Source organism: Pseudomonas sp. Marseille-QA0332 (assembly GCF_054950175.1).
In genome coordinates, this window is sequence record NZ_CM143106.1 from 4,424,759 (window position 1) to 4,445,332 (window position 20,574).

Below are 20,574 nucleotides of genomic sequence, written 5' to 3' on the forward strand. Positions count from 1 at the left end.
CTCACGCGTCGTCGGCGGTGCCGTCCAGGCGCCAGTAGGCAGCTGCCTTGAGTGCCTGTTCCGGCACGCCCTTTTCCAGCAGTAGCGTTTTTGCCTGGCGTGTCAGCGATCTTTCCAGGGCGACCCAGCCGTATAGCGAGCCACGCGGCAGCTGAAGCTGACGCAGGCGATCGAGCAGCGCTTGCTGATGGCGCAGGACCCAGATGACTTCGACATCCGCCTTGCTCGTCAGCACCTGGCGCTCGTGCTCGTCTTCGATCTGGATCACCGCCACCACCTGGCGACCTGCGGGCAGCTCCTCGAGACGCCGAGCAATGGCCGGGATGGCGGTCTCATCGCCAATCAGCAGATAGCTGTCGAAGACGTCCGGCACCACCAGCGAAGCACGCGGACCGGCGATATGCAGGACCTGGCCAGGGGTTGCCTGGGCTGCCCAGGTCGAGGCCGGGCCATCGCCATGCAGGACGAAGTCGATGTCCAGTTCGTTGTGCGCCAGATCGATGCGGCGTGGGGTGTATTCACGCATGGTCGGGCGTGCACCGCCGTCGCGGCCGAGGCTGCGGGCCTCGATGGCCTGCTGCTGCTCCGCTGTCAGGGCGAACAGCAGCTTGACGTGATCGTCGCTGCCGAGGCTGAGAAACCCTTGCAACTCCTCGCCGCCAAGGGTGATGCGGCGCATGCGTGGCGTCAGGTCGGTCACGCGCAGCACTTGCAATCGGCGCTGGCGGATCTCGTGATTGACGCGATGGGGGGTGTCGCTCATGGGTTGTTCTCCTGAACGGGGTCGGCTGGCGCCGCGGCGATGGCCTTGGCGGTATCGTTGAGCAGGTTGCTGACCCGCTCGATCTCGGTAGGGGTCCAGCGTCCACCATGCATGTGCAAGGCATGGCGCAGGTTGCAGACTGCCTCATGGATCTGGGCTGGACGCTCGTGCCCGCGCAGCGCGCGCTTGCTCACCTCGATGCGCATGCGCAGTCCCTCGAGGGCGATAGCCTGGTCGGCCAGCGAGGCCCGCCCGGCGTCGGTGATGCCATAGAGACGTTTGCTGCCTTGTGGCTGGCCGGCGATCAGTTCGGCTTCCTCCAGGAAGTTGAGAGTCGGGTAGATCACGCCGGGGCTGGGGCTGTAGGCACCTTCGAACAGGTTCTCGATCTGGCGGATCAAGTCATAGCCGTGGCCGGGTTGTTCGCCGAGCATGGCCAGCAGCAGCAGCTTGAGGTCGCCGGGAGCGAAGACCCGTGGGCCGCGTTCGCCGCGGCCGGCTCGCCGTTCCAGCGTTTCAAGGCCAGTAGGGTGGGGCATGGTCAGGTCCTGTGTGTGAAGACCTGGCGATATTACTCAAGATATATCTTTGAACAAACCGGAAATGATGATGATTATCATCAACCCCATGGATAGGTGGGCTGTTCGCGTACGTACTCAGCGCATGGCCATGTGGGGCACGGTGCACTGGGTGGCACTCGCCGGTTCCAGGTAAGGCATGAGGATGGGCGCCATGCCCTTGAGCACCTGCACTGGAAGGGCCGAAGTGAACTTGAAGGCTTCGGCGGCACGTCCCTGCACGAAGGCGGTGAGGGTGCCGAAATGGTTGTCGCCGAGGAAGAACACGAAGGTCGCGGTGCGGTTGAGTGAACGCGAGCCGATCAGCCGGCCACCAGCGCCGAAGCGTTCGATGCGGTTGTCGCCAGTGCCCGTCTTGCCACCCATCACCAGCGAAGTGCCATCTTGCAGCTTGAAGATGCCTGACACGCGCCGTGCGGTACCTGCCTCGACCACTTCCGAGAGCGCCCCGCGCAGGGCCCGGGCAACCTCTACGGGAAGGATCCGCCGGCCCCGGTCCGGATCGCTGACCAGGCGCGTCTCGTAGGGTGTACCGGCGGCGAAGTGCAGGGTGTCGATACGCAAGGTCGGCAAGCGCACCCCATCGTTCTGGATGATGCCGATCAGCTCCGAGAGCGCCGCCGGACGATCGCCGGAGCTGCCGATCGCGGTGGCCAGCGAGGGCACCAGGTGATCGAACGGGTAACCGACCCGTTTCCAGCGCTGGTGAATGTCGAGGAACGCTTCGATCTCCAGCATCGTACGTACCCGACTGTCACGCGCGCCCTGGTGGCGGCTCTTGAACAGCCAGCCGTAGACTTCCTGGCGCTCGAAGCGGCTGGCGTTGAGCGCGTCGCTGAGCGAGGCGCCAGGATGCTTCAGCAGATAGCCCAGCAGCCAAAGGTCGAGCGGGTGGACCTTGGCGATGTAGCCTTGGTCTGGCAAGTCGTATCTACCCGGACCGTAGCTGTCGTACAGCTCGACCAAGCGCGTGTCGGTGAGCCTGGCCAGCGCCGCCTTGTTGGCCTGGCTGTGCCTGCGGACGAAGGAGGCGAAGGTTTCCTGGCTGGCCTCGGGAAACAGGTAGCGGTGCACCGCGGCCAGCCGTTGGGGCGTGACCCGCATGCCGTCGAGGAAGGTGTCCAGGCGTTGCTGGGACGTCTTGCGCTGGTATTTCTTCCAGAACCGCATCAGGTAGTGGCTACCCTCACGATCGGCGAAACGGGCCAGGTATTCCTGACGCCGCGGATCGGCGTCGTCCTTGAGCAGCGGCTCGCGGTTGAGGGGTTGCTGGTAGGTGACATAGCGCACGATGTCACGCATGAGCCGGATGAATGGCAGGTTGATCGACTCGCGCAAGGCTTCCTTGAGAGTCGGGTTGCGACCGTTGTCCTGGCGGCGAAAGTTGTTGAACACATGCATCCCGCCACCAGTGAAGAACGCCTCGCCAGGGCTCGCCGAATACTTGCGTTCCAGGGCGGCCTCGAGCATGGCGGCCAGGTTCTGGTCCTTGCTGTTGCGCATCAGCCAGTCGAGCGACCAGCGGCTGAGGTGGTCCAGGTCGGCGACCTCGACTTTCCTCAGTTCCGCCACGGGTTTGCCAGCGTAGCGGGCATGCAGCTCGGCGATGATCTCAAGATAGGTCGTCATGACCCGCAGCTTGGCCGTCGAGCCCAGTTCCAGCTTGCTGCCTTCATTGATGTCGAAGGGCTGGTCGGTGCTGTCGGTCTGCACCCGGACTCGCGACCCATCGGCGGTGCGTTCGAACAGTGTGAAGCTGTAGCGCACCTGGTCGGTGGTACTGGGCGTGAGCAGGCGCTCGCCGATCAAGCCGAGCTGGGCAGCGAACGCCGGGTCGGAAAGCCGCCTGAGGTAGTCGCTGGCCTGCAGTTGCAGGCCGGCTTGCAGTGTGCTGGTGGCCGACAGGTCGAGACGATCGAGGTCATACAGCGGCCGATTGAGCATGCCGGCCAGGCGGTTGCGAGCCAGGCTGATGCCTTTGTTGGTGATGATCGGCTGGATGGTCGGCTGGGCGACCCAGTCCCGGTAGATGGCCTTGCTCGCCAGGGCCGCTTCGGCCAGTGGCCGTTCGACGATGCCATTGTTCGCCAGGACGCGGATGTGCGCGTCGGTAAGCTCGGCCAATTCGATGCGGCCTTTGGCCAGGTAATGCGACGGCCGCCGCTGGGCGATCATCAGCGACAGCACCTGACGCAGGGCCAGGCCACGCGCGGCGAGACTTTGCGCGTCGCTGGCGGTAGACGAGAGAGCCGTGTTGACCTGCTGGAAATCGGCGCCATACCAGACCCTCAGGCCCTCGGCCATCCCGTGCACTTCGCCATGTCCGGGCACGGCGGACAGCGGCACGCTGTTGAGGTAGTCGCGCACGATACGGTGACGCGCCTGGGTGGTGTCTGGGCCGCCCTGGTAGGCCCGGACGCTGGCCGAGAGCATCTGGCGAATCTTTTCCGCGCCCGAGACGGTCAGCCCGTCGGGGGAGTGGCGGTACTTTTCCAGCTGCGTGGCCAAGGTGCTGCCGCCTGCCGACTGGCCAGGCAGCGCCAGGTACTTGGCCACCTGCGAATAGGCTGCCTTGGCGAAGCGTGGCCAGTCCACCGCCGGGTTGTTGCGCGGATCGTCCGGGTCGAGCAGGTTGCGGTTCTCGATGAACAGAAGACTCTTGACCACGACCGGCGGAATCGAATCGAAATCGGGATACAACTGCTGGGGATAGTCGTAGCGATACAGGGTGTCGCCGCGGCAATCGGTGATCGACAGGCCGGCCTGGATCTTTTCCTGGTAGGGCACGAACAGGCCATGGTCGACATAGCGCATCAATGCGGGCGAAAAGCGGACCTGCTCGCTGATCAGGTAGTCGCGCTTGAGCAGACGAGGCAGGAACTCGCCCAGTGCGCTATAGCCCAGGCGCTTGTCGAACGGGCCCTCGCCCGGATAGACGATGGCGTCGCTGGCCCCGGGCTGCAGCGAGTAGGTCAGGCTGGCGGCCAGCCGGCTGAATTCGCGCGACTGGAACTGCGAAGTGTGCATTTCATCGTAGGCGGCAAAGCCGACGATGACGATCGCCACCACCAGCACCACGGCGAACAGACGCCACCACAAACGACGCTGGCGCGATGGAGGCGGCGTCGGCGCCTGCGCCGCGGTCTCATCGGGCCGGTCCGTCCTGGTTGGTTCCGATTGCCACAACACGCCCATAATTCGTCCGGCCTTATATTTTCGTCCTGCTTGTCTGAAGCTTAGACGCCGGGGGAGTTCGATGAAAATTTTGTGAAAAGGCGACGAGGCGCAAGCCGTTTCGGAGCGAAACCGCTGGCGTGCAAAAGTTCATGCTCCGCAGGGAACTTCCAGGAGCCGCAGGCTCGCTTTGCTTGCAGACCTACCCAAACCCTACGCTTGAGTTGTATGTTATAAGGTATCTAAAAACCAGAGGGTACTTGCGTGAAAGCCGGCATTCATCCTGAATACAGAACCGTCTTGTTCCACGATACCGCCGCCGACGTATTCTTCCTCATCGGATCGACAGCTGAAACCGATCGCACTTACCAGCATACCGACGGCCAGACCTATCCCTACGTCGCGCTGGACGTATCCAGTGCCTCGCACCCGGTATACACCGGCCAGCAGCGTAAGGCGCAGTCGGAAGGACGGGTCGCCGGGTTCAACAAACGCTTCGCCGGCTTTGCCGCCAAGCCGGTCAAATGAATGGCCGCGCACCGCGCAGCAGGCATTGTTGCCATCGTGGCTGGTATGATCGTCGCGCTCCCTGACTCCGGACCCTGCGACCCATGAACGCCACCCTGCACATCGCCGCCGCACTGTTGATCGATCCCCAAGGCCGTACCTTGCTCGTACGCAAGCGTGGCACCCTGGCCTTCATGCAGCCGGGCGGCAAGATCGACCCGGGCGAGTCGCCGCGTGACGCACTGGCGCGCGAGCTGCATGAGGAGCTGGGCCTGCGCATCGACCCGACACGGGCGGTGTACCTGGGCAGCTTCAGTGCGCCGGCGGCCAACGAACCGGGCTTCATCGTGCAAGCCGAACTGTTTCGTGTCGACAGTGGCGAGGCGGTCTGGCCGGCGGCTGAAATCGAAGAGCTGGCCTGGCTTGGGCAGGACGAGGCGACGACGCTGACACTGGCGCCCCTGACCCGCGATTCGATTCTGCCGCTGTATCGCCAGGCGCTTGCAGTCAGCGCACCGCGCTGACGCCATCGAGTGTGGCGAACGAAGTGTCCTTGGCGGTCAGCAGGAAGTCGCGCATGTAGGGCGCGTCGAGCATGTCGGTGCGTACGGCCGCGTAGAGCGTGGCGAACAGACCCTTCTCGCCCAGGCGCTTGGCCTTGACGTAGCCCCGCGAGCTGTATTCGTGCAGCGCCCAGTGGGGCATGCCGCAGACGCCACGGCCACTGGCCACCAGTTGCATCATCATCACCGAGAGCTCCGAGGTGCGGATCGCCGCCGGTTCGATGTCGGCCGGCTCCAGGAAGCGGGTGAAGATATCCAGTCGATCACGTTCCACCGGGTAGGTGATCAATGTCTGGTCGGCCAAGTCCTGGGGCACCACGTAGGGTTTGCCAGCCAAGGCGTGCTGGTTGGCCACGGCCAGCATGGCTTCGTAGGTGAACAGCGGGACGTAGGTAATGCCGGGCAGGTCCAGCGGATCGGAGGTGACCACCAGGTCGAGATCACCGCGCGCCAGCGCCGGCAGCGGCGCGAAGGCGAAGCCCGAGGCCAGGTCGAGCTCGACTTCCGGCCAGGCGTCACGGAACTGGTCGATGGTCGGCATCAGCCACTGGAAACAGCTATGGCACTCGATCGCCATGTGCAGGCGTCCCGCTGTTCCCCCGGCCAGCCGGGCGATATCGCGTTCGGCGCCGCGCAGCAGCGGCAAGGTCGCATCGGCCAGCTGCAGCAGGCGCAGGCCGGCGCTGGTGAAGCGAATGGGCTTGGTCTTGCGCACGAACAGTTGCAGGCCCAGGCGCTCCTCGAGCTCCTTGAACTGGTGCGACAGGGCCGACTGGGTCAGGTGCAGGCGTTCGGCGGCTTCGACGAGGCTGTCGGCCTCGCGCAGGGCATGAAGGGTTTTCAGGTGACGGATTTCCAGCACGTTCGATCTCGCGATGAATCTTGGATGAGGGCAGATAGGTGTTGAGTTTCCCTCATGCACGAGCCACTGTCGATGCTGCTGGCAAGCCGCTGTGGCGCAGCAGGGCTCCGCCACAGCGGCTGGGTCAGAGCCCGGCGAAGTGCGCCATGGCCACCTGGCGTCCGATGGGGCCACGCCAGATCGTATCCTGCCCGGTATTGGCTTGTTGCCACTGTGCACCGCGATAACGGTCTTCGCGGCGTTTAAGGTGCGCTGCGGTGTAGGCCTCGAATGGCGCCTCGGCGCTGCGATAGTGGAAGTGGGCATACCAGATCACCGGCTGGCCAGGCGCTGTCGCATCGCGAACCTCGTATTCCTGCAGGTAGTCGCGCTCGGCCAGCCGTTGTCGTTGCTCCAGACGGTGCAGGCTGGTCTCGCCCTGTTCCAGCAGATACACCAGCTGCCCTTCGCCCGGCGTCTGGCTTTGCTTGATCTGGGTGACACGCATGGCCTTGCCCTGGTCACGCAAGGTCCCGGCCTGCTCCCTCAAGCGCGCCGCTTCGCTCGCGCCAGGGTCGAGTTCGAGCAGACGACTGGCGTAGCTTCCAGGTCTTCGGCCTTGATCACCAGCATGTGTTCGAGATCGGCTGCCAGCATGCCCTGGCGCTGATAGGACTGGATACGCCGGCGGTAGTCGTCGAGCTGCGCGGTCACCTCTCTGGCCACCATGCGCAGCTCGCGCAGCTCATGTTCACGCGGCTTGCGTGCGGCCTGCTGGAGCTGCCAGCGATCGCCCTGGGCCCTTTCGAACCGGCGCAAGACCTGGCCATCGTCGCCACGCATGACGATCTGCTCGGGACGGTTGCCGCTTGCCGCGATGAAGTCGCCGACCTTCAGCTGGCCGTCGACGGTCAGAAACAGCCTCGGGCTGCGAGCTGGCGCCTGGCGCATCTGCTCCAGTGCCGGCAGCCGTCGGAGCTTGCGGTCGCTTATCTCGATCAAGGTATCGAGGTTGTCCTGCAGCAGTTTGAAATAATGCTCGTCGAACAGATCCGCAAGCGTCGAATGCGTTGCCTGCAAGCGCTTCTTGTACAGCTCGAACGCGCTGCGAGCCTGTTGATGGATCGTCCGGCGTTCCGCGGTGCTGACCTTCACGCTATGCAGGTCGAGCAGTGTACCGTGCAGATCCAGCGCCTCGTCCTCGAACGTCTTGAGCCTTTCGAGCAGGAACTGGGCGACGACGGACATGTTTTCGTGGCGATGCGCCGCGTGGATCAGGTGATGAGTCTGGAAGAACGCGCGCAATTCGCTGCTCAGGGCATCGCGGGTGCGCTCGAAGGCGGTTCGCAAGGCCGTGGAACGCTCAGCCAGCGGGTACCAGCTGGCCAGTTCGTCCATGGACTGGAAAAGACGTTCGCGAATCGCCAGCTGTTCGATCGATACCCTGCGCAACTGACGCAGCGCGGGCAGCTGTTCGCGCAGGTTCGGCAAGCGCCCGATGACCTGCTTGACCTTGATGCCTTCCCACAGCAGCGCCTGGCTGCGCAAGGCTTGCAGTTCGAGCAGGCTGAGCAGCCGCTCACAGATGAGCTTGGCCACCCGGCCCTTCTGCTGCATGGGTATCTGTCGGTTGCGTCCCGCGGTTAGCGGCAGGTAGTCGTCCCAAGACCGGTAGAGCTGCTTGGCCAGACGGATATCGGTATGACAGGCGTCGAGCAAGGCCGGTAACTGCGCGAGCTTCTGCTCCGGCGTGCTTCGTTCGTAGATCTCGAACAGCGCGTTGCTGCGGGCCAAGGCATCCTGCGTGCGGGCTTCATCAGCGAATGCCTGGGCTTGCAGCATGCGCTGGCGGCGGTAGTGCCGATCCACCAGAAAGCGTGGCAGCCGCTCGCGCACCGCGGCAGGCCAGTAGGGATCGAGCCGGTCGGCCAGGCGTCCGAGCGTCTGGCCCCCAGCGGAACCGCCGCCTAGCACGTGCACGCCATACAGCGCCATATGAGTATCCCACTGGCCATTTTCGTCCAGTGCCACGGCACGCTGCCAGGTCAGGTTGCGATTGCCTTGCAGGCGCCAGGTGTGGGCCGTGGCATCCCAGCGGACCCGGAAAGGCCTACCTTCGATCAGGATGAAGTCGCCCTCGGAGTGGCGATAGACGCCTCGGTAGCGGCCTTCGTTGCCAGGCTGCAGGCCCTGGAGCAGCAAGGGTCGAGCGTGTTCGTAGCCTGCCAGGCGCTGCAGCTTCTGGCTGGCGCTGCCATCGGGTCGCCAGGCCTTGGCTGCGCCTGCGCCCAACTGAGCCATATGGCGACGCTGTACTGCCCGGCGCAGGGCGCTGGCGTCTAACGCAGCGCCAGGGACCAGGTCCATGGCCGCATCGATGAACGCCAGCAGGGCATCGTTCAGCGCGGCGATACCGCGCGCCGTTTCGCCTTCGATGAAGCTCGAGACCGATTCTGCCGTGGCGTCCAGAAAGTCGTACAGACCGATCACGGTGCCGACGAAGGGCACCACGCTCAGGGCCATCTTCAGGTAGTTGAAGACCAGCCGGCTCTCGTAGGCGAACTGCCTCATCCATAAGTCGTGGTTGGAGCGCGAGCTTGCCCGGTGGGCCTCGATGAGCCTGCCCATCTGCGCCTCGAGCAGCAGCTCGGGCAGTGTCAGGTGGGCAGGCCAGCGCGCACCTACGGCAATGATGGCATCGAAACCTCGAATCCTTGCCTGACGGATACGCCAGCGATGAGCCGCTGGATCCCCGAGCAAGGCGCGATCGGCCAGATAGGCGATTTCCCGTTCTTGCGCGCACTCCTGATACAAGGCCCAGCGGGCATCCTCCAGGCTGGGGTACTGACGAATCGGCTTGTCCAAGTGTTCCGGTCGATAGAGCAGGGTGAGGCCACTGGCCTGGTCCTCGATGAAGGTGATGCCCGACAGCGTGACAGGTCGGTCCTCGGTGTCCGGTCCGCCTGTCGTCAGCAGCGCGGCCAGCAGCCGAAGGCCAGGCGCGCCAGGCGTATCGATCGCCCGCTGCAGGCTTTGCCGGGCGGCACTGTCCAAGTGTCCTTGGCCATGTAGCAACACGCCTTGGATGCGCAGCATCGCCTGCAGTGGCCTGAGCAGGCATTCGCGTCGATGGGCCCGGGCGTGCGGGGTCTCTTCGAGGCCGCCGTAGGCTGCCCGGATGATGGACTCGTAGGCCGTGGCCAGGTCGAGCTGGCCGGCCAGTCGGCGGATGTACTGCGCCGTGAGGCCTTGTTCGAGCGCTCGGTTCGAGGCGCCATCCGCGGACTGCGTCAGCAGGCGCATGAAGCGCAGACGCAGCGCGCTCGGCTCGTCGACGTTGTGCAGCAGTAGGTCTTCCAGGGGCAGGGTTTCACGTGCCTCGCCTGGCACCAGGCGTCGCTTGACAGGCACGCCAGGAGCGCCGCTGCCGGCAATCGGATCGTCGATCCAGCGCGTGCTGGTCGGCAGCTCGATGCGGATGGCCGTGCCGTCGTAGGCCGGAAAGTCCTGGCGCAGGCGGTCCGTGACTTGCTGTCTGCAAAACAGCCGCCGGTCTGGCAGGTCACGCTCGAGCAAGGCTCTTGCCTGGCCTGCGGCGGCGATATACGTCTCAACCAGGCTCTTGAGCAGGTCGCGCGATGCGTCAGGCAAGCGCTTGAGCCATTCCGGGGTCGCTCCGGCGACCTCCAGCACCTGCCGTTGCTGCGCGAGCAGCGCCAGGGCCTGCTCGCGTGCGGCATGGCGTGGCACGCGCAGGCGCTGTGCCAGGCATTCGCGAAGCGCCGGGAGCTCTCGAGCCACGGCTGCCAGGCCTTGCTGGTCCTGGACCTGCCGTGCAAGTTCGCGTGCCTGCGCCAGTAACTGTTCGAGCACATCGGCGATGGCGTCGCCGGTCACGGCCTCGAGACGAAGTCGCTGGCCCTGTTCCGGTCTGACGCCCAGGCACTGCTCCAGCTCAACCTGCGAGCGCAGCCGCAGCAACCCGCCGTGTTCCCCTGGCCAATACAGCAACAAGCCGCCTTCGGCGGCCTCGCCGGCGGCGGTTGGCGCCTGGCTGATGATCAGCGCACCGTGCACGGGCGCTTCGCTGGCCGGTAGCTCTTGCTCCGGCCGCGCTACCTGCTGCATCAACAGCCGGCTGGCGATCACCTGATCGACAGCTGCCAGCGGCCCGGACGCTTGCATCGAGATGGCCTCGACGCGAGTCAGCTCCGCTTCGTTGAGCTGGCCGAGCAAGCGTTGCAAGCGCGCATGGGCGCGCAGCCCGGCATGATGGGCCCGTACCAGTTCGGCCGGCGCACCGACCGACTCGGCAGACGAATGCCAGTGAGGCGCCTGCAGAAACGGCTCAAGCGCCGCCTGCGCCATCGCTCGCGCTGCCTGCAAGTCCGCCTGGGCTTGCTCTACCAGACCGGGCTGACGTTCAGCCGCGGCCGACAGCGACGCCAGCTGTCGGGCGATCAGGTGCGAGCGAAGGGGCGAGGGAATGTCGCTCGTCAATGCGCCGAAATCGAACAGCGAAGGCGCGACAGCTTCCTCCAGCTCCATCGATTCGCCTGCAGGCGCTGCCAACAACGCGTCGCGGTACCAGGCCAGAGCCAGGTCGTCGGCGATGGCCAGAGCGAAGGCCGCATCGCGCCGCAGCGAAGCGCCTGGGTCGTGTGCCAGCGCTGCATTGAGCTTGTCTAGCCAATGCCGATGCCAGGCCTCGAAACCTGCGTCGATAGCGGTGACGGGCTGGCCGTCTAGGGCCTGTCCAGGGGGCACGCCAAGGCGCGCCTGGAGGACTTCGCGTGTCGGGCAGATGACCACCGACGGGGCCTGGTCTGGCCGATAGAGCAGCTGCGCTGGTTCGTCCCGCAGCGTGAAGAGCAAGGCGCCTGGTACCGACGCGACGGCGCTGGCCTGCACCGACAGACCTTGCGACGACCATTGGCCAGTATCCTCGAGCAAGGCGTCGAGCATCGATGCAAGGCTGGCCGGACATTCCATGCCGAGCGAGGCCAGTTCCAGCGCGGCCAGGAAATGCGTCTGGTACAGCCGCCGGCCGTGCTCCAATCGACTGCTGGGCGTGCCTGGCGCACGCGTCTCCCAATAGGCCCGCCATCGGCTGCCGAGCGCGCCGGGCAGGTCCATGGCCGCAAGTTGGCCCAACAGCTCGGCAGGTGTCAGGCCGTCGAGCATTGGCGCGGGTTGGGCGCTACGAATGCGGGCGTTGGCGGCAAGCTGTGCGCCAGCGTCGCCATGCGAGTGCATGAATGCCGCCAGATGTGTCAGGCTGACGAAGTCGAATGAGACCTCGCGCTCTTCGAACACCAGTCCGCTGGTGTCCGGATCGACTTGCCAGCGCTGCCGTAGCAGCTCGCGGATGACCTGGCGAACGGTGGGCGCATGACGCAACAGGTCATGGAATTGCCTGCTCGAGTCGATCAGGCGTTGCTGGGCGGCCAGGGCCAGGGGCGAACAGGGTATCGCCGGGGCCAAGCGCGCGGGGAAGAAGGGCGGGGGCGTCGGGTCATCGAGCAATCCAGTCATGCAGGGCACTCCAATCGATCAGGCCGGATATGGCTCGAGGCATTGAAGCGGGACAGCTCATGTGTGATGCGGTAGATAGGTATCCGTGTGCCGCCGAGCCCTGTCCTGGAGTGTCGTCTCGACGCGGCAGCACCTGTGCGCGGCCTGCCCCTGGCGAGCTGCCGCTCAGCCGAGGCCGTACTTCTTCACCTTGTCGAACAAGGTGGTCTTGGCCATGCCCAGCTCCTGGCTGGCCTGGCTGAGATTGCCGCCGCTGCGTTGCAAGGCATCACTCAGCAGGTTGCGCTCGAACGCCTCCACCGCTTCGGCAAAGCCCAGCCCTTGGCCAGCGCCCTGGCCGGGTTTCTTGAAAACCGGCAGGCCCAGGGCATGACGCTCGGCAACGTTGCGCAACTCGCGGACATTGCCCGGCCAGTCATGGGCCATCAGGCGCGACAGGGTCTGGCTGTCGAGCCCTGGCGGTTGTCGGTCGAAGCGCAAGGCCGCTTGTGCAAGGAAGTGCTCGAACAACTGCAGGATGTCTTCGCGGCGCTCGCGCAAAGGAGGCAGTTCCAGGGTCACGACGTTCAACCGGTAATACAGGTCGCTGCGAAACTGGCCTTTCTGGCCCAGCGCATCGAGATCGGACTTGGTGGCGGCGATGATCCTGCAGTCGACCGCGATGCTCTGGTTGGAACCCAGCCGTTCCAGTGTCCGCTCCTGCAACACCCGCAGCAGCTTGATCTGCAGGTTGAGCGGCATGCTTTCCACCTCGTCGAGGAACAGCGTGCCGCCGTTGGCATGTTCGATCTTGCCGATGCGCCGTTTGCCCGCGCCGGTGAAGGCGTTGGCTTCATGACCGAAGATCTCGCTCTCGAACAGGTTTTCCGGTAGGCCACCGCAGTTCAGGGCCACGAAGGGCTGGTCATGACGCCGACTGAAATCGTGCAGGCAGCGCGCTACCAGTTCCTTCCCGGTACCGGTCTCGCCTTCGATCAGCACGTTGGCCGACGTGTCGCCGACGTTGGCGATCAGTTCGCGCAACTGTTGCATGGCGGACGAGCGTCCTATGATCCGTGACTCCAGCGTGCCCTGGCTGGCCAGGGCACGTCGCAGGCTATGCACTTCGCGTGACAGGCGGCGCTGCTCGAGGGCGCGTCGTGCGACGCCGACCAGGCGCTCCGGCGAGAAGGGTTTTTCCATGAAGTCGTAGGCACCCGCGCGCATTGCCCCGACCGCCATGTCGATATCGCCATGGCCAGTGATCAGCACCACTGGCAGGCTACTGTCGCGCGCCTTGAGCCGGTCGAGCAGTTCCCGGCCATCCATGCCCGGCAGGCGAATGTCACTGACCACGATACCGGCGAAATCCTCGCCGATACGTTCGAGCGCCTGCTCGGCACTGCCCACTCCTTCGCAGGGGATGTCCTCGAGCGCGAGGGCTTGCTGGCAGCCGAGCAGCACATGGGGATCGTCCTCGACGATCAGGACGGTGAGGGGCTCAGGGTTCATGATGTTTGTCCGGTTCCTTGAAGGGCGTGACCAGGGGCAGGACGAGAATGAAGGCGGTACCGCCGTCGATGGGGTGCTCGACGCTCAAGCTGCCCTTGGCCGCGGCTGCCAGGCTGGCCGACAAGGTCAGGCCCAGCCCCAGGCCATGCTCGCCCGGCTTGGTGGTGAAGAAAGGTTCGAACAGATGCCTGCGTGTCTCGGTATCTATACCATGGCCATTGTCGCGTACCTGCAGGCGATAGCGCTCCTCGAGGGTTTCACCCTCGAGCCATACCTGTGGCTGCGGCTGGGCCGCCATGGCGTCCAGCGCGTTGCCCAGCAGGTTGACCAGGATCTGTTCCAGGCGCGTCTGGTCGATGGCCAGGTGGACGTCGGCGCAGCGGTCATGCACCTGCAGCCGACAGGCGGCAATCCGCGGGCCGAGCAGCTGTCGGGCCGCCTCCACGGCCTTGGCCAGCGAAGCCTGGCCAGTATCATCGCTGCGTCTGGCGAACGAGCGCAGGCTGGCGGTGATCCGCCCCATCCGATCGACCAGGTCATTGATGGTGCGCAGGTTGGTGCTGGCCGTCTCGATGGCGCCGCGTTCGAGAAAGCGCACGGCATTGCCAGACAAGGTCCGCAACGCTGCCAGGGGTTGGTTCAGTTCATGGGCGATACTGGTCGACATCTGTCCGATCGCCGCCAGCTTGCCTGCCTGGACCAGGTCGTCCTGGGCCTGGCGCAGGGTCTGCTCGGCCTGGCGGCGTTCACGGATCTGTCCCTTGAGGCGCTCGTTGCTGGCACGCAGGTCGGCGGTGCGCTCGGCGATGCGACGTTCCAGATGACTGTTGGCTTGCTCGAGCGCCTCGCGCGCGGCCAGGCGGGTGGCGATGACCTTGCGCCGCTCGTTCCAGGCGATCAGCAGGATGGTCAGCAAGGCGAAGGCCACGCCGACCAGCACACCCTGGACCACGGCCTCGCGCTTGAGATCATGCAGTGGCGTCAGCAAGGTGAAATGCCATGGCGTATCGACCAGCGGGCGGGTCTGGGCCAGATAAGTGACGGCCTGTCGCCGATCATGGTCGATCGTGTCATTGGCCGGGAAGGTCAGTTTCTCCATGCCGTCGGCCACGCGCTCACGGTCCAGCGGCTGCAACGGATCGAGCGGCCACCAATAGTACTGCAGGCTGCGGGCCAGCTGCTCCTTGACCTCGGGTGAAAGGGCACGTACCGACTTCAGGCGCCGGGTCGGATCGCTGGACAGGATGATGATGCCGTTCTCGTCACTGACGAACGCCTCCAGCCGGGCTCGCTGCCAGCGCTCCTCGAGCGTGTCGAGGCCGATCTTGACCACTGCCACGCCGATGACTCTGCCATGCTCTTCCAGGCCATGAGCCAGGAAGTAGCCCGGGTCGCCCGTGGTGCTGCCGATGCCATAGAAGCGGCCTGGCTGCCCGCGCACGGCGTCCTGGAAATAGGCGCGGAACGATAAGTCCTCGCCGAGGAAGGAGCTTGCATCGCGCCAGTTGCTGGTGGCCTGGACCCGCCCGCTGGTATCGAGCACGAAGATGGCCTTGCTGCGGCTACGCCGGTTGAGGCCTTCCAGGTACTCGTTGACCGCCTGACGGGCGCCAGCCTCGGGGTCTTCGAGCAAGCGCGAGACGCTGTCCTCCAGCTCCAGCAGGCTGGGCAGGTAGGTATATTTGCTGATCTCGCTTTCCACGGTACGCGCGTGCAGTTCCAGCTGACGCTTGCCGTTCTCGCCCAGGGTCTGGATGCCGGCTCTTTCACTGATCATGAAGCCAACGACGCCCAGGCCGACCATCAGCAGAATGATCAGGGGCGGCAGCAGCAACTGGCGGATCAGGCGGGAGTTCACGGTGAATGCGGGCTGGACAGCAAAGGCTCGGGAGGGCTGCATTTCATCACAGTGGCCTTGCCGGGACCAGCGCCCACAGTCCGGACCAGGCGGACGGCGGGCGCGGATCCGCTTCAGTGTTGCAGGATCTTGCTGAGGAACAGCTGGGTTCGCTCATGGCGGGCGCCGGGGTTGCCGAAGAAGTCTTCCTTCTGGCAGTCCTCGATGATGCTGCCCTTGTCCATGAAGATCACGCGGTTGGCGACCTTGCGGGCAAACCCCATTTCGTGGGTCACGCACATCATGGTCATGCCTTCGTGGGCCAGCTCCACCATCACGTCCAGCACTTCGTTGACCATCTCCGGGTCCAGCGCCGACGTCGGCTCGTCGAACAACATCACGATCGGGTCCATGGACAAGGCCCTGGCAATGGCCACGCGCTGTTGCTGCCCGCCCGAAAGCTGCCCCGGGTGTTTCTTGGCGTGGGCCCCCAGGCCTACGCGATCGAGCAGGGCCAGACCCTTCTTGGTCGCCTCGGCCTCGCTGCGCCCGAGCACCTTGCGCTGGGCGATGGTGAGGTTCTCGGTAATGGTCAGGTGGGGAAACAGCTCGAAGTGCTGGAACACCATGCCGACCCGCGAGCGCAGTTTCGGCAGATTGGTCTTGGGGTCGGCGATCGAGGTGCCGTCGACGACGATGTCGCCTTTCTGGAACGGCTCCAGGGCGTTGACGCACTTGATCAAGGTGGACTTGCCCGAACCCGACGGGCCGCAGACCACCACGACCTCGCCTTTCTTCACTTCGGTGCTGCAGTCGGTCAGCACCTGGAAGTCCCCGTACCACTTGTTGACGTTCTTGATGGAAATCATACGGTGATCCTTCTTTGCAGGCGCTTGACCAACCAGGAAGCGGAGAAACTGATGATGAAATACACGACGCCGGCGAAGATCAGGAACTCATGCGAGCGGCCGATGATATCGCCGTTGGAGCGTGCCGAATTGAGGAAGTCCACCAGGCCGACGGTGTACACCAGCGAGGTGTCCTGGAAGAGGATGATGCTCTGCTGCAGCAACAGCGGCGTCATCTTGCGAAACGCCTGGGGCAGGATGATCAGGCGCATGGTCTGCCCGTAGGTCATCCCCAGCGCCTGCGCCGCGCCCATCTGGCCCTTGGAGATCGACTGCACCCCGGCGCGCACGATCTCGCAGAAATAGGCCGCCTCGAACATCATGAAGGCCACGACGCAGGAGGTGAACGCGCCCACCGGCGTATCCTCGCCCGTGATCCAGCGCAGCACGAAAGGCACCGCCAGGTAGAACCAGGTGATCACCAGCAGCAGCGGGATCGAACGGAAGTAGTTGACGTACGCACCGGCCACGTTCGACAGCAGCCTGTTCGAGGACAGGCGCATCAAGGCCAGGATGGTGCCCAGCACGATACCGCCGATCACGCCCATGATCATCAGTTGCAGGGTCATGAGCATGCCGTCCCAGAGGGCTGGCAAGGCCGGGATGATTTCGCTGAAATCCATGTCCATTCACTTGCCTCCCACGGAGATCAGGCCAGGAACCGCGACTTTCTTTTCCACCAGACGCATGAGCAGCATCAGGCCCATGTTCAAGGTGAAGTAGATCAGGGTCGCGAGGGTGAAGGCTTCGAACAGATTGGCGGAGAACTCGGCGGTCTGCTTGGTCTGCGCCAGCAGTTCCATGAGGCCGATCAGCGAAGCCACCGAGGAATTCTTGAACACGTTCAGGAACTCCGAGGTCAGTGGCGGGATGATGATCCGGTAGGCTTGCGGCAGCAGTACGTTGGTATAGATCTGCGGCAGGCTGAAGCCCATGGCGCGGGCCGCTGCCTCCTGGCCACGCGGCAGCGCCTGGATGCCGGTGCGCACCTGTTCGCAGACGCGCGCGGCGGTGAACAGGCCCAGACAGATGATCACGCTGATCAATGCCGAAGTGGTGGGGTTGAGGTCTTGCTTGAACCATTCCTGCAGCCCTTCGGGCAACAGGTCGGGTACCAGGAAGTACCAGATGAAAAGTTGCACCAGCAACGGCACGTTGCGGAACAGTTCCACATAGGCCGTGGCGATACCCGATACCAGCCGGTTGGGCACGGTGCGCATGACACCCAGGATCGAACCCAGCAGCAGGGCGATGATCCACGCGCAGATGGCGATGGCGATGGTCCACCCGAGACCGGTGACATACCAGTCCAGGTACACTTCGCTGCCTACGCCGGTGGACTTGAAGAACACGCCCCAGTCCCAGTTGTAATTCATCGGGATTTCCCCTCAGACGGTTGTTTCACAGGCACTTTCGAGCATCCGAGGGCAATGCGCCCTCGGATGAAAGGTTAGACACTAATGGCTGACCTGCAGGATCGATTCACGCCCGGTGCGAGCGGCAGGTCATGATCGGCTCAGGACTTCTTCTCGTCCGCGGCCTTGTCGGTAGGCTCGGCGATCAGCTTCTTGAGCTCGTCGCTCATCGGGAACTGAAGGTTCAGGCCCTTGGGCGGGATCGGCTGCTGGAACCACTTCTCGTAGCTCTTGTTGACTTCGCCGGATTTGAAATAGGCGACGATGGCTTCGTCGACCGCCTTCTTGAACGCCTCGTCACCCTTGCGAACCATGCAGCCATAAATCTCGTAAGACTGCGGCGTGCCGGTGATGACCCAGTCGGAGGGCTTGCGCGCCTTGGCCATTTCGCCGGCGAGCAGCGCATCGTCCATCATGAAGGCCACTGCGCGGCCGCTTTCGAGCATGTTGAAGGATTCGCCGTGGTCCTTGGCCGAGATCACGTTCATCTTCATCTGCTTGTCGGCGTTCATCGCCTTGAGCAGGCGCTCGGAGGTGGTGCCGGCGGTGGTGACGACGTTCTTGCCGGCCAGGTCCGGGAAGTCCTTGTAGCTTGGCTGGCCGTCTTTGACCTTGGTCAGCAGGCGGGTGCCGACCTCGAAGATGCCGACCGAGAAGGCGACCTGCTGCTGGCGTTCGACGTTGTTGGTGGTCGAGCCGCACTCCAGGTCGACGGTGCCGTTCTGCACCAGCGGGATGCGCGTCTGGGAAGTGACCAGGTTGTAGCGGACCTTGAGGTTGGGAACATCGAGCTGTTTCTTCAGGTGCTCGACGACGGCCAGCTGGATGTCGTGGGAATAGCCCACTGGCTCCGGCTTGCCGGCCAGGTAGGAAAACGGAATGGAAGAATCGCGGTGCCCCAGGGTGATGGTGCCCGAATCCTTGATCTTCTTCAGCGTGCCGGTCAGCTCCTCGGCCATGGCTGGCGAAGCGATGACGGCGGCCGCGATGGCGGCACCCAGCAATTGACGAACGATACGCATCAATAATTCCTCGACGTTGTTTTTCTTATGGAGCCGTTGGCGGACTCTTCGTTCAACGAACACCGCGCGAAGCGGCGGTGCATCGGGTAACGAGTGTAGAGCATGACTCATGCCAAGCCACGCGCAAGTTCGCAACGGCCTGTAAAAACAGGGAATTAATGCTTTTTGAAGGGGGGTGGAACCTGTATGTCGTCCGTGCTTCCGAACAAGGCTGGATGCCTCGTTCGGAAAACCGAATCGTCAGGCCTGGCAGGGCGGCGACGCAAGCTCCATGATTCAAGGGAGGCACGTCGCTGCCGGCCCTTGAGTGCGCCTGAAGCACCAAAGGGGGGCTCATCTGGCTCAGGCAGCCTGGTGCGCCTTGTGCTGGTGCAGGTACTGTTCGAGCGAGCAGCGCTCCTCGGTGCTGGTGAACAGGCCAAGCTTGGTTCGGCGCCAGAGAATGTCGCTGGCTTGCGTTGCCCACTCCTCGTCACGCAGGTAATCCACTTCACGGGTGAACAGGCCCGGTGCGAGCTGGCGACCCAGGTCCTCGATGCCCTTGGCACCCTCGACCAGGCGCCATGCACGGCTGCCATAGGTCACTGCCCAGCGCCGCGCCACCTCGGCGGGCAACCAGCGGTGGCTGGCCTGCAGCGCGGCGGCCAGGTCCTGCGGGGTGTGCATGTCCTCGCCACCTGGCAGCGGCGCGCCTGCGGTCCAGCTGCCTCGCATCTGCGGGAAGAAGGGCCTGAGCTCGGCCATGGCAGACTCCGCCAGCTTGCGATAGGTCGTCAGCTTGCCGCCGAATACCGATAGCAGCGGCGCCTGGCCGCTGCTTGCGGACAGCGCGAGCGTGTAGTCGCGGGTAACGGCCGAGGGGTTGTCCGATTCGTCATTGCACAGCGGTCGCACGCCCGAATAGGTGTGCAGGATGTCGGCGCGGCTGAGCTGCTGCTTGAAGTGGCCGTTGACCACCTTGAGGATGTAGTCGATTTCCATCTCGGTGATCTCGACCTTGGCCGGGTCGCCGGCGTACTCGCGGTCGGTGGTGCCGATCAGGGTAAAACGCTCCAGGTAGGGAATGGCGAAGACGATGCGCTGGTCTTCGTTCTGCAGGATATAGGCATGCTCGCCCTCGTACAGGCGCGGCACGATCAGGTGGCTGCCCTGGATCAGACGAATGCCGTACGGCGCATCGAGCTTGAGATCGTCCTTGATGAAGCTCGAGACCCAAGGGCCTGCGGCATTGACCAGAGCCCGGGCGCGGATGCTCTGCTGGCTGCCATCGGCGTTTTGCAGCAACACCTGCCACAGTCCATCCACACGCTCGGCCCGCAGGCAGCGGGTACGGGTACGCACCTGGGCGCCGCGTTCACGCGCCGCCATGGCATTGAGCACGACCAGGCGCGCATCGTCCACGGCGCAGTCGGCATATTCGAAACCACGCGTGATGGCCGGCTTGAGCGGATCTTCCTGGCCGAAACGCAGGCTGCGCGACGCACCCAGGCGCTTGCGCTTGCCCAGGTGATCGTAGAGGAACAGGCCGGCACGGATCATCCAGGTCGGGCGCAGGTGCGGGCGATGGGGCAGGACGAAACGCATCGGCTTGACGATATGAGGCGCCTTGGCCAGCAGCACCTCCCGCTCGGCGAGCGCTTCGCGCACCAGCCGGAATTCATAATGCTCGAGGTAGCGCAAGCCACCGTGGATCAGCTTGCTGCTGGCCGACGAGGTATGGCTGGCCAGGTCGTCCTTTTCGCAAAGAAACACCTTAAGGCCGCGCCCCGCTGCGTCGGCTGCGATGCCAGCGCCGTTGATTCCTCCACCGATCACGGCAAGATCATAGCAGTCGTCGAGGGCTGGCTGAGCGGAAACGGATCGGGACACGGGCGGCCTCCTGGGGAGCGTTCTCATCGAATGCGAACAGTTATGTTCGTTTTCGAAAATAATAGCGCAAC

General features: G+C 64.3%; 15 protein-coding genes. 2 read left to right on the forward strand and 13 right to left on the reverse strand.

Going from position 1 to position 20,574, the window contains the following annotated elements; translation table 11 throughout:
- Nucleotide 1 precedes the first annotated feature (1 nt).
- The 3 genes from ACY8GK_RS20435 to ACY8GK_RS20445 all read right to left on the reverse strand — a co-directional run bounded on the left by ACY8GK_RS20435 (nt 2) and on the right by ACY8GK_RS20445 (nt 4,536).
- A complete protein-coding gene (locus ACY8GK_RS20435; RefSeq protein WP_196180657.1) occupies nt 2–763 on the reverse strand; it encodes a siderophore-interacting protein in 762 nt (253 codons plus the stop codon).
- On the reverse strand, nt 760–1,302 hold the full coding sequence (locus tag ACY8GK_RS20440; RefSeq protein WP_196180659.1) for a PadR family transcriptional regulator: 543 nt from the start codon (nt 1,300–1,302) through the stop codon (nt 760–762). Before ACY8GK_RS20440 ends, ACY8GK_RS20435 begins: the two co-directional genes overlap by 4 nt.
- Before the next feature lie 117 nt (nt 1,303–1,419).
- The gene (locus tag ACY8GK_RS20445; protein ID WP_462401913.1) at nt 1,420–4,536 is read right to left on the reverse strand and encodes a transglycosylase domain-containing protein; all 3,117 of its coding nucleotides are present in this window, start codon (nt 4,534–4,536) and stop codon (nt 1,420–1,422) included.
- 243 nt (nt 4,537–4,779) lie between these two features.
- On the opposite strand from ACY8GK_RS20445, the gene ACY8GK_RS20450 reads away from it, so the two are divergent.
- Both ACY8GK_RS20450 and ACY8GK_RS20455 read left to right on the forward strand, forming a co-directional pair.
- Nucleotides 4,780–5,043, forward strand: a complete 264-nt coding sequence (locus tag ACY8GK_RS20450) for a type B 50S ribosomal protein L31 (RefSeq protein WP_196180663.1) — start codon at nt 4,780–4,782, stop codon at nt 5,041–5,043.
- Nucleotides 5,044–5,126: 83 nt separating this feature from the next.
- The gene (locus tag ACY8GK_RS20455) at nt 5,127–5,546 is read left to right on the forward strand and encodes an NUDIX hydrolase (RefSeq protein ID WP_196180665.1); all 420 of its coding nucleotides are present in this window, start codon (nt 5,127–5,129) and stop codon (nt 5,544–5,546) included.
- Here ACY8GK_RS20455 and metR read toward each other — a convergent pair.
- The 10 genes from metR to glpD all read right to left on the reverse strand — a co-directional run bounded on the left by metR (nt 5,530) and on the right by glpD (nt 20,503).
- Complete coding sequence (metR, locus tag ACY8GK_RS20460) at nt 5,530–6,447, reverse strand: transcriptional regulator MetR (RefSeq protein ID WP_196180667.1); 918 nt, start codon at nt 6,445–6,447, stop codon at nt 5,530–5,532. The genes ACY8GK_RS20455 and metR overlap by 17 nt on opposite strands.
- A gap of 124 nt (nt 6,448–6,571) precedes the next feature.
- On the reverse strand, nt 6,572–6,976 hold the full coding sequence (locus ACY8GK_RS20465) for a hypothetical protein (protein WP_462401914.1): 405 nt from the start codon (nt 6,974–6,976) through the stop codon (nt 6,572–6,574).
- Nucleotides 6,973–11,961 carry a hypothetical protein gene (locus ACY8GK_RS20470; RefSeq protein WP_462401915.1) on the reverse strand — a complete coding sequence of 1,663 codons (4,989 nt, stop codon included), beginning with the start codon at nt 11,959–11,961 and terminating at the stop codon, nt 6,973–6,975. Before ACY8GK_RS20470 ends, ACY8GK_RS20465 begins: the two co-directional genes overlap by 4 nt.
- A gap of 165 nt (nt 11,962–12,126) precedes the next feature.
- Nucleotides 12,127–13,452 (reverse strand): two-component response regulator AauR, encoded by a 1,326-nt coding sequence (aauR, locus tag ACY8GK_RS20475; RefSeq protein WP_196180669.1) that lies wholly within the window; start codon nt 13,450–13,452, stop codon nt 12,127–12,129.
- A complete protein-coding gene (aauS, locus tag ACY8GK_RS20480; protein ID WP_196180670.1) occupies nt 13,442–15,352 on the reverse strand; it encodes a two-component sensor histidine kinase AauS in 1,911 nt (636 codons plus the stop codon). The genes aauR and aauS overlap by 11 nt, the downstream gene beginning before the upstream one ends.
- A gap of 71 nt (nt 15,353–15,423) precedes the next feature.
- A complete protein-coding gene (locus ACY8GK_RS20485; RefSeq protein WP_196180671.1) occupies nt 15,424–16,158 on the reverse strand; it encodes an amino acid ABC transporter ATP-binding protein in 735 nt (244 codons plus the stop codon).
- Nucleotides 16,155–16,826 (reverse strand): amino acid ABC transporter permease, encoded by a 672-nt coding sequence (locus tag ACY8GK_RS20490; RefSeq protein ID WP_196180672.1) that lies wholly within the window; start codon nt 16,824–16,826, stop codon nt 16,155–16,157. The genes ACY8GK_RS20485 and ACY8GK_RS20490 overlap by 4 nt, the downstream gene beginning before the upstream one ends.
- Nucleotides 16,827–17,573 carry an amino acid ABC transporter permease gene (locus tag ACY8GK_RS20495; RefSeq protein WP_196180673.1) on the reverse strand — a complete coding sequence of 249 codons (747 nt, stop codon included), beginning with the start codon at nt 17,571–17,573 and terminating at the stop codon, nt 16,827–16,829. It abuts the gene before it with no gap.
- Between the two features lie 140 nt (nt 17,574–17,713).
- Entirely contained in the window at nt 17,714–18,634 is a 921-nt protein-coding gene (locus ACY8GK_RS20500; protein ID WP_196180674.1) for a glutamate/aspartate ABC transporter substrate-binding protein, read from the reverse strand.
- 342 nt (nt 18,635–18,976) lie between these two features.
- Nucleotides 18,977–20,503, reverse strand: a complete 1,527-nt coding sequence (glpD, locus tag ACY8GK_RS20505; RefSeq protein WP_462401916.1) for a glycerol-3-phosphate dehydrogenase — start codon at nt 20,501–20,503, stop codon at nt 18,977–18,979.
- Nucleotides 20,504–20,574 lie beyond the last annotated feature (71 nt).

Excerpts from the sequence above, each read along its gene's own strand:
- aauS (WP_196180670.1), bottom strand. The coding sequence starts at position 15,352 with ATGCAGCCCTCCCGAGCCTTTGCTGTCCAGCCCGCATTCACCGTGAAC.
- aauR (WP_196180669.1), bottom strand. The coding sequence starts at position 13,452 with ATGAACCCTGAGCCCCTCACCGTCCTGATCGTCGAGGACGATCCCCAT.
- ACY8GK_RS20445 (WP_462401913.1), bottom strand. The coding sequence starts at position 4,536 with ATGGGCGTGTTGTGGCAATCGGAACCAACCAGGACGGACCGGCCCGAT.
- ACY8GK_RS20470 (WP_462401915.1), bottom strand. The coding sequence starts at position 11,961 with ATGACTGGATTGCTCGATGACCCGACGCCCCCGCCCTTCTTCCCCGCG.
- ACY8GK_RS20500 (WP_196180674.1), bottom strand. The coding sequence starts at position 18,634 with ATGCGTATCGTTCGTCAATTGCTGGGTGCCGCCATCGCGGCCGCCGTC.
- ACY8GK_RS20455 (WP_196180665.1), top strand. The coding sequence starts at position 5,127 with ATGAACGCCACCCTGCACATCGCCGCCGCACTGTTGATCGATCCCCAA.
- ACY8GK_RS20495 (WP_196180673.1), bottom strand. The coding sequence starts at position 17,573 with ATGAATTACAACTGGGACTGGGGCGTGTTCTTCAAGTCCACCGGCGTA.
- ACY8GK_RS20490 (WP_196180672.1), bottom strand. The coding sequence starts at position 16,826 with ATGGACATGGATTTCAGCGAAATCATCCCGGCCTTGCCAGCCCTCTGG.
- ACY8GK_RS20485 (WP_196180671.1), bottom strand. The coding sequence starts at position 16,158 with ATGATTTCCATCAAGAACGTCAACAAGTGGTACGGGGACTTCCAGGTG.
- ACY8GK_RS20435 (WP_196180657.1), bottom strand. The coding sequence starts at position 763 with ATGAGCGACACCCCCCATCGCGTCAATCACGAGATCCGCCAGCGCCGA.
- ACY8GK_RS20440 (WP_196180659.1), bottom strand. The coding sequence starts at position 1,302 with ATGCCCCACCCTACTGGCCTTGAAACGCTGGAACGGCGAGCCGGCCGC.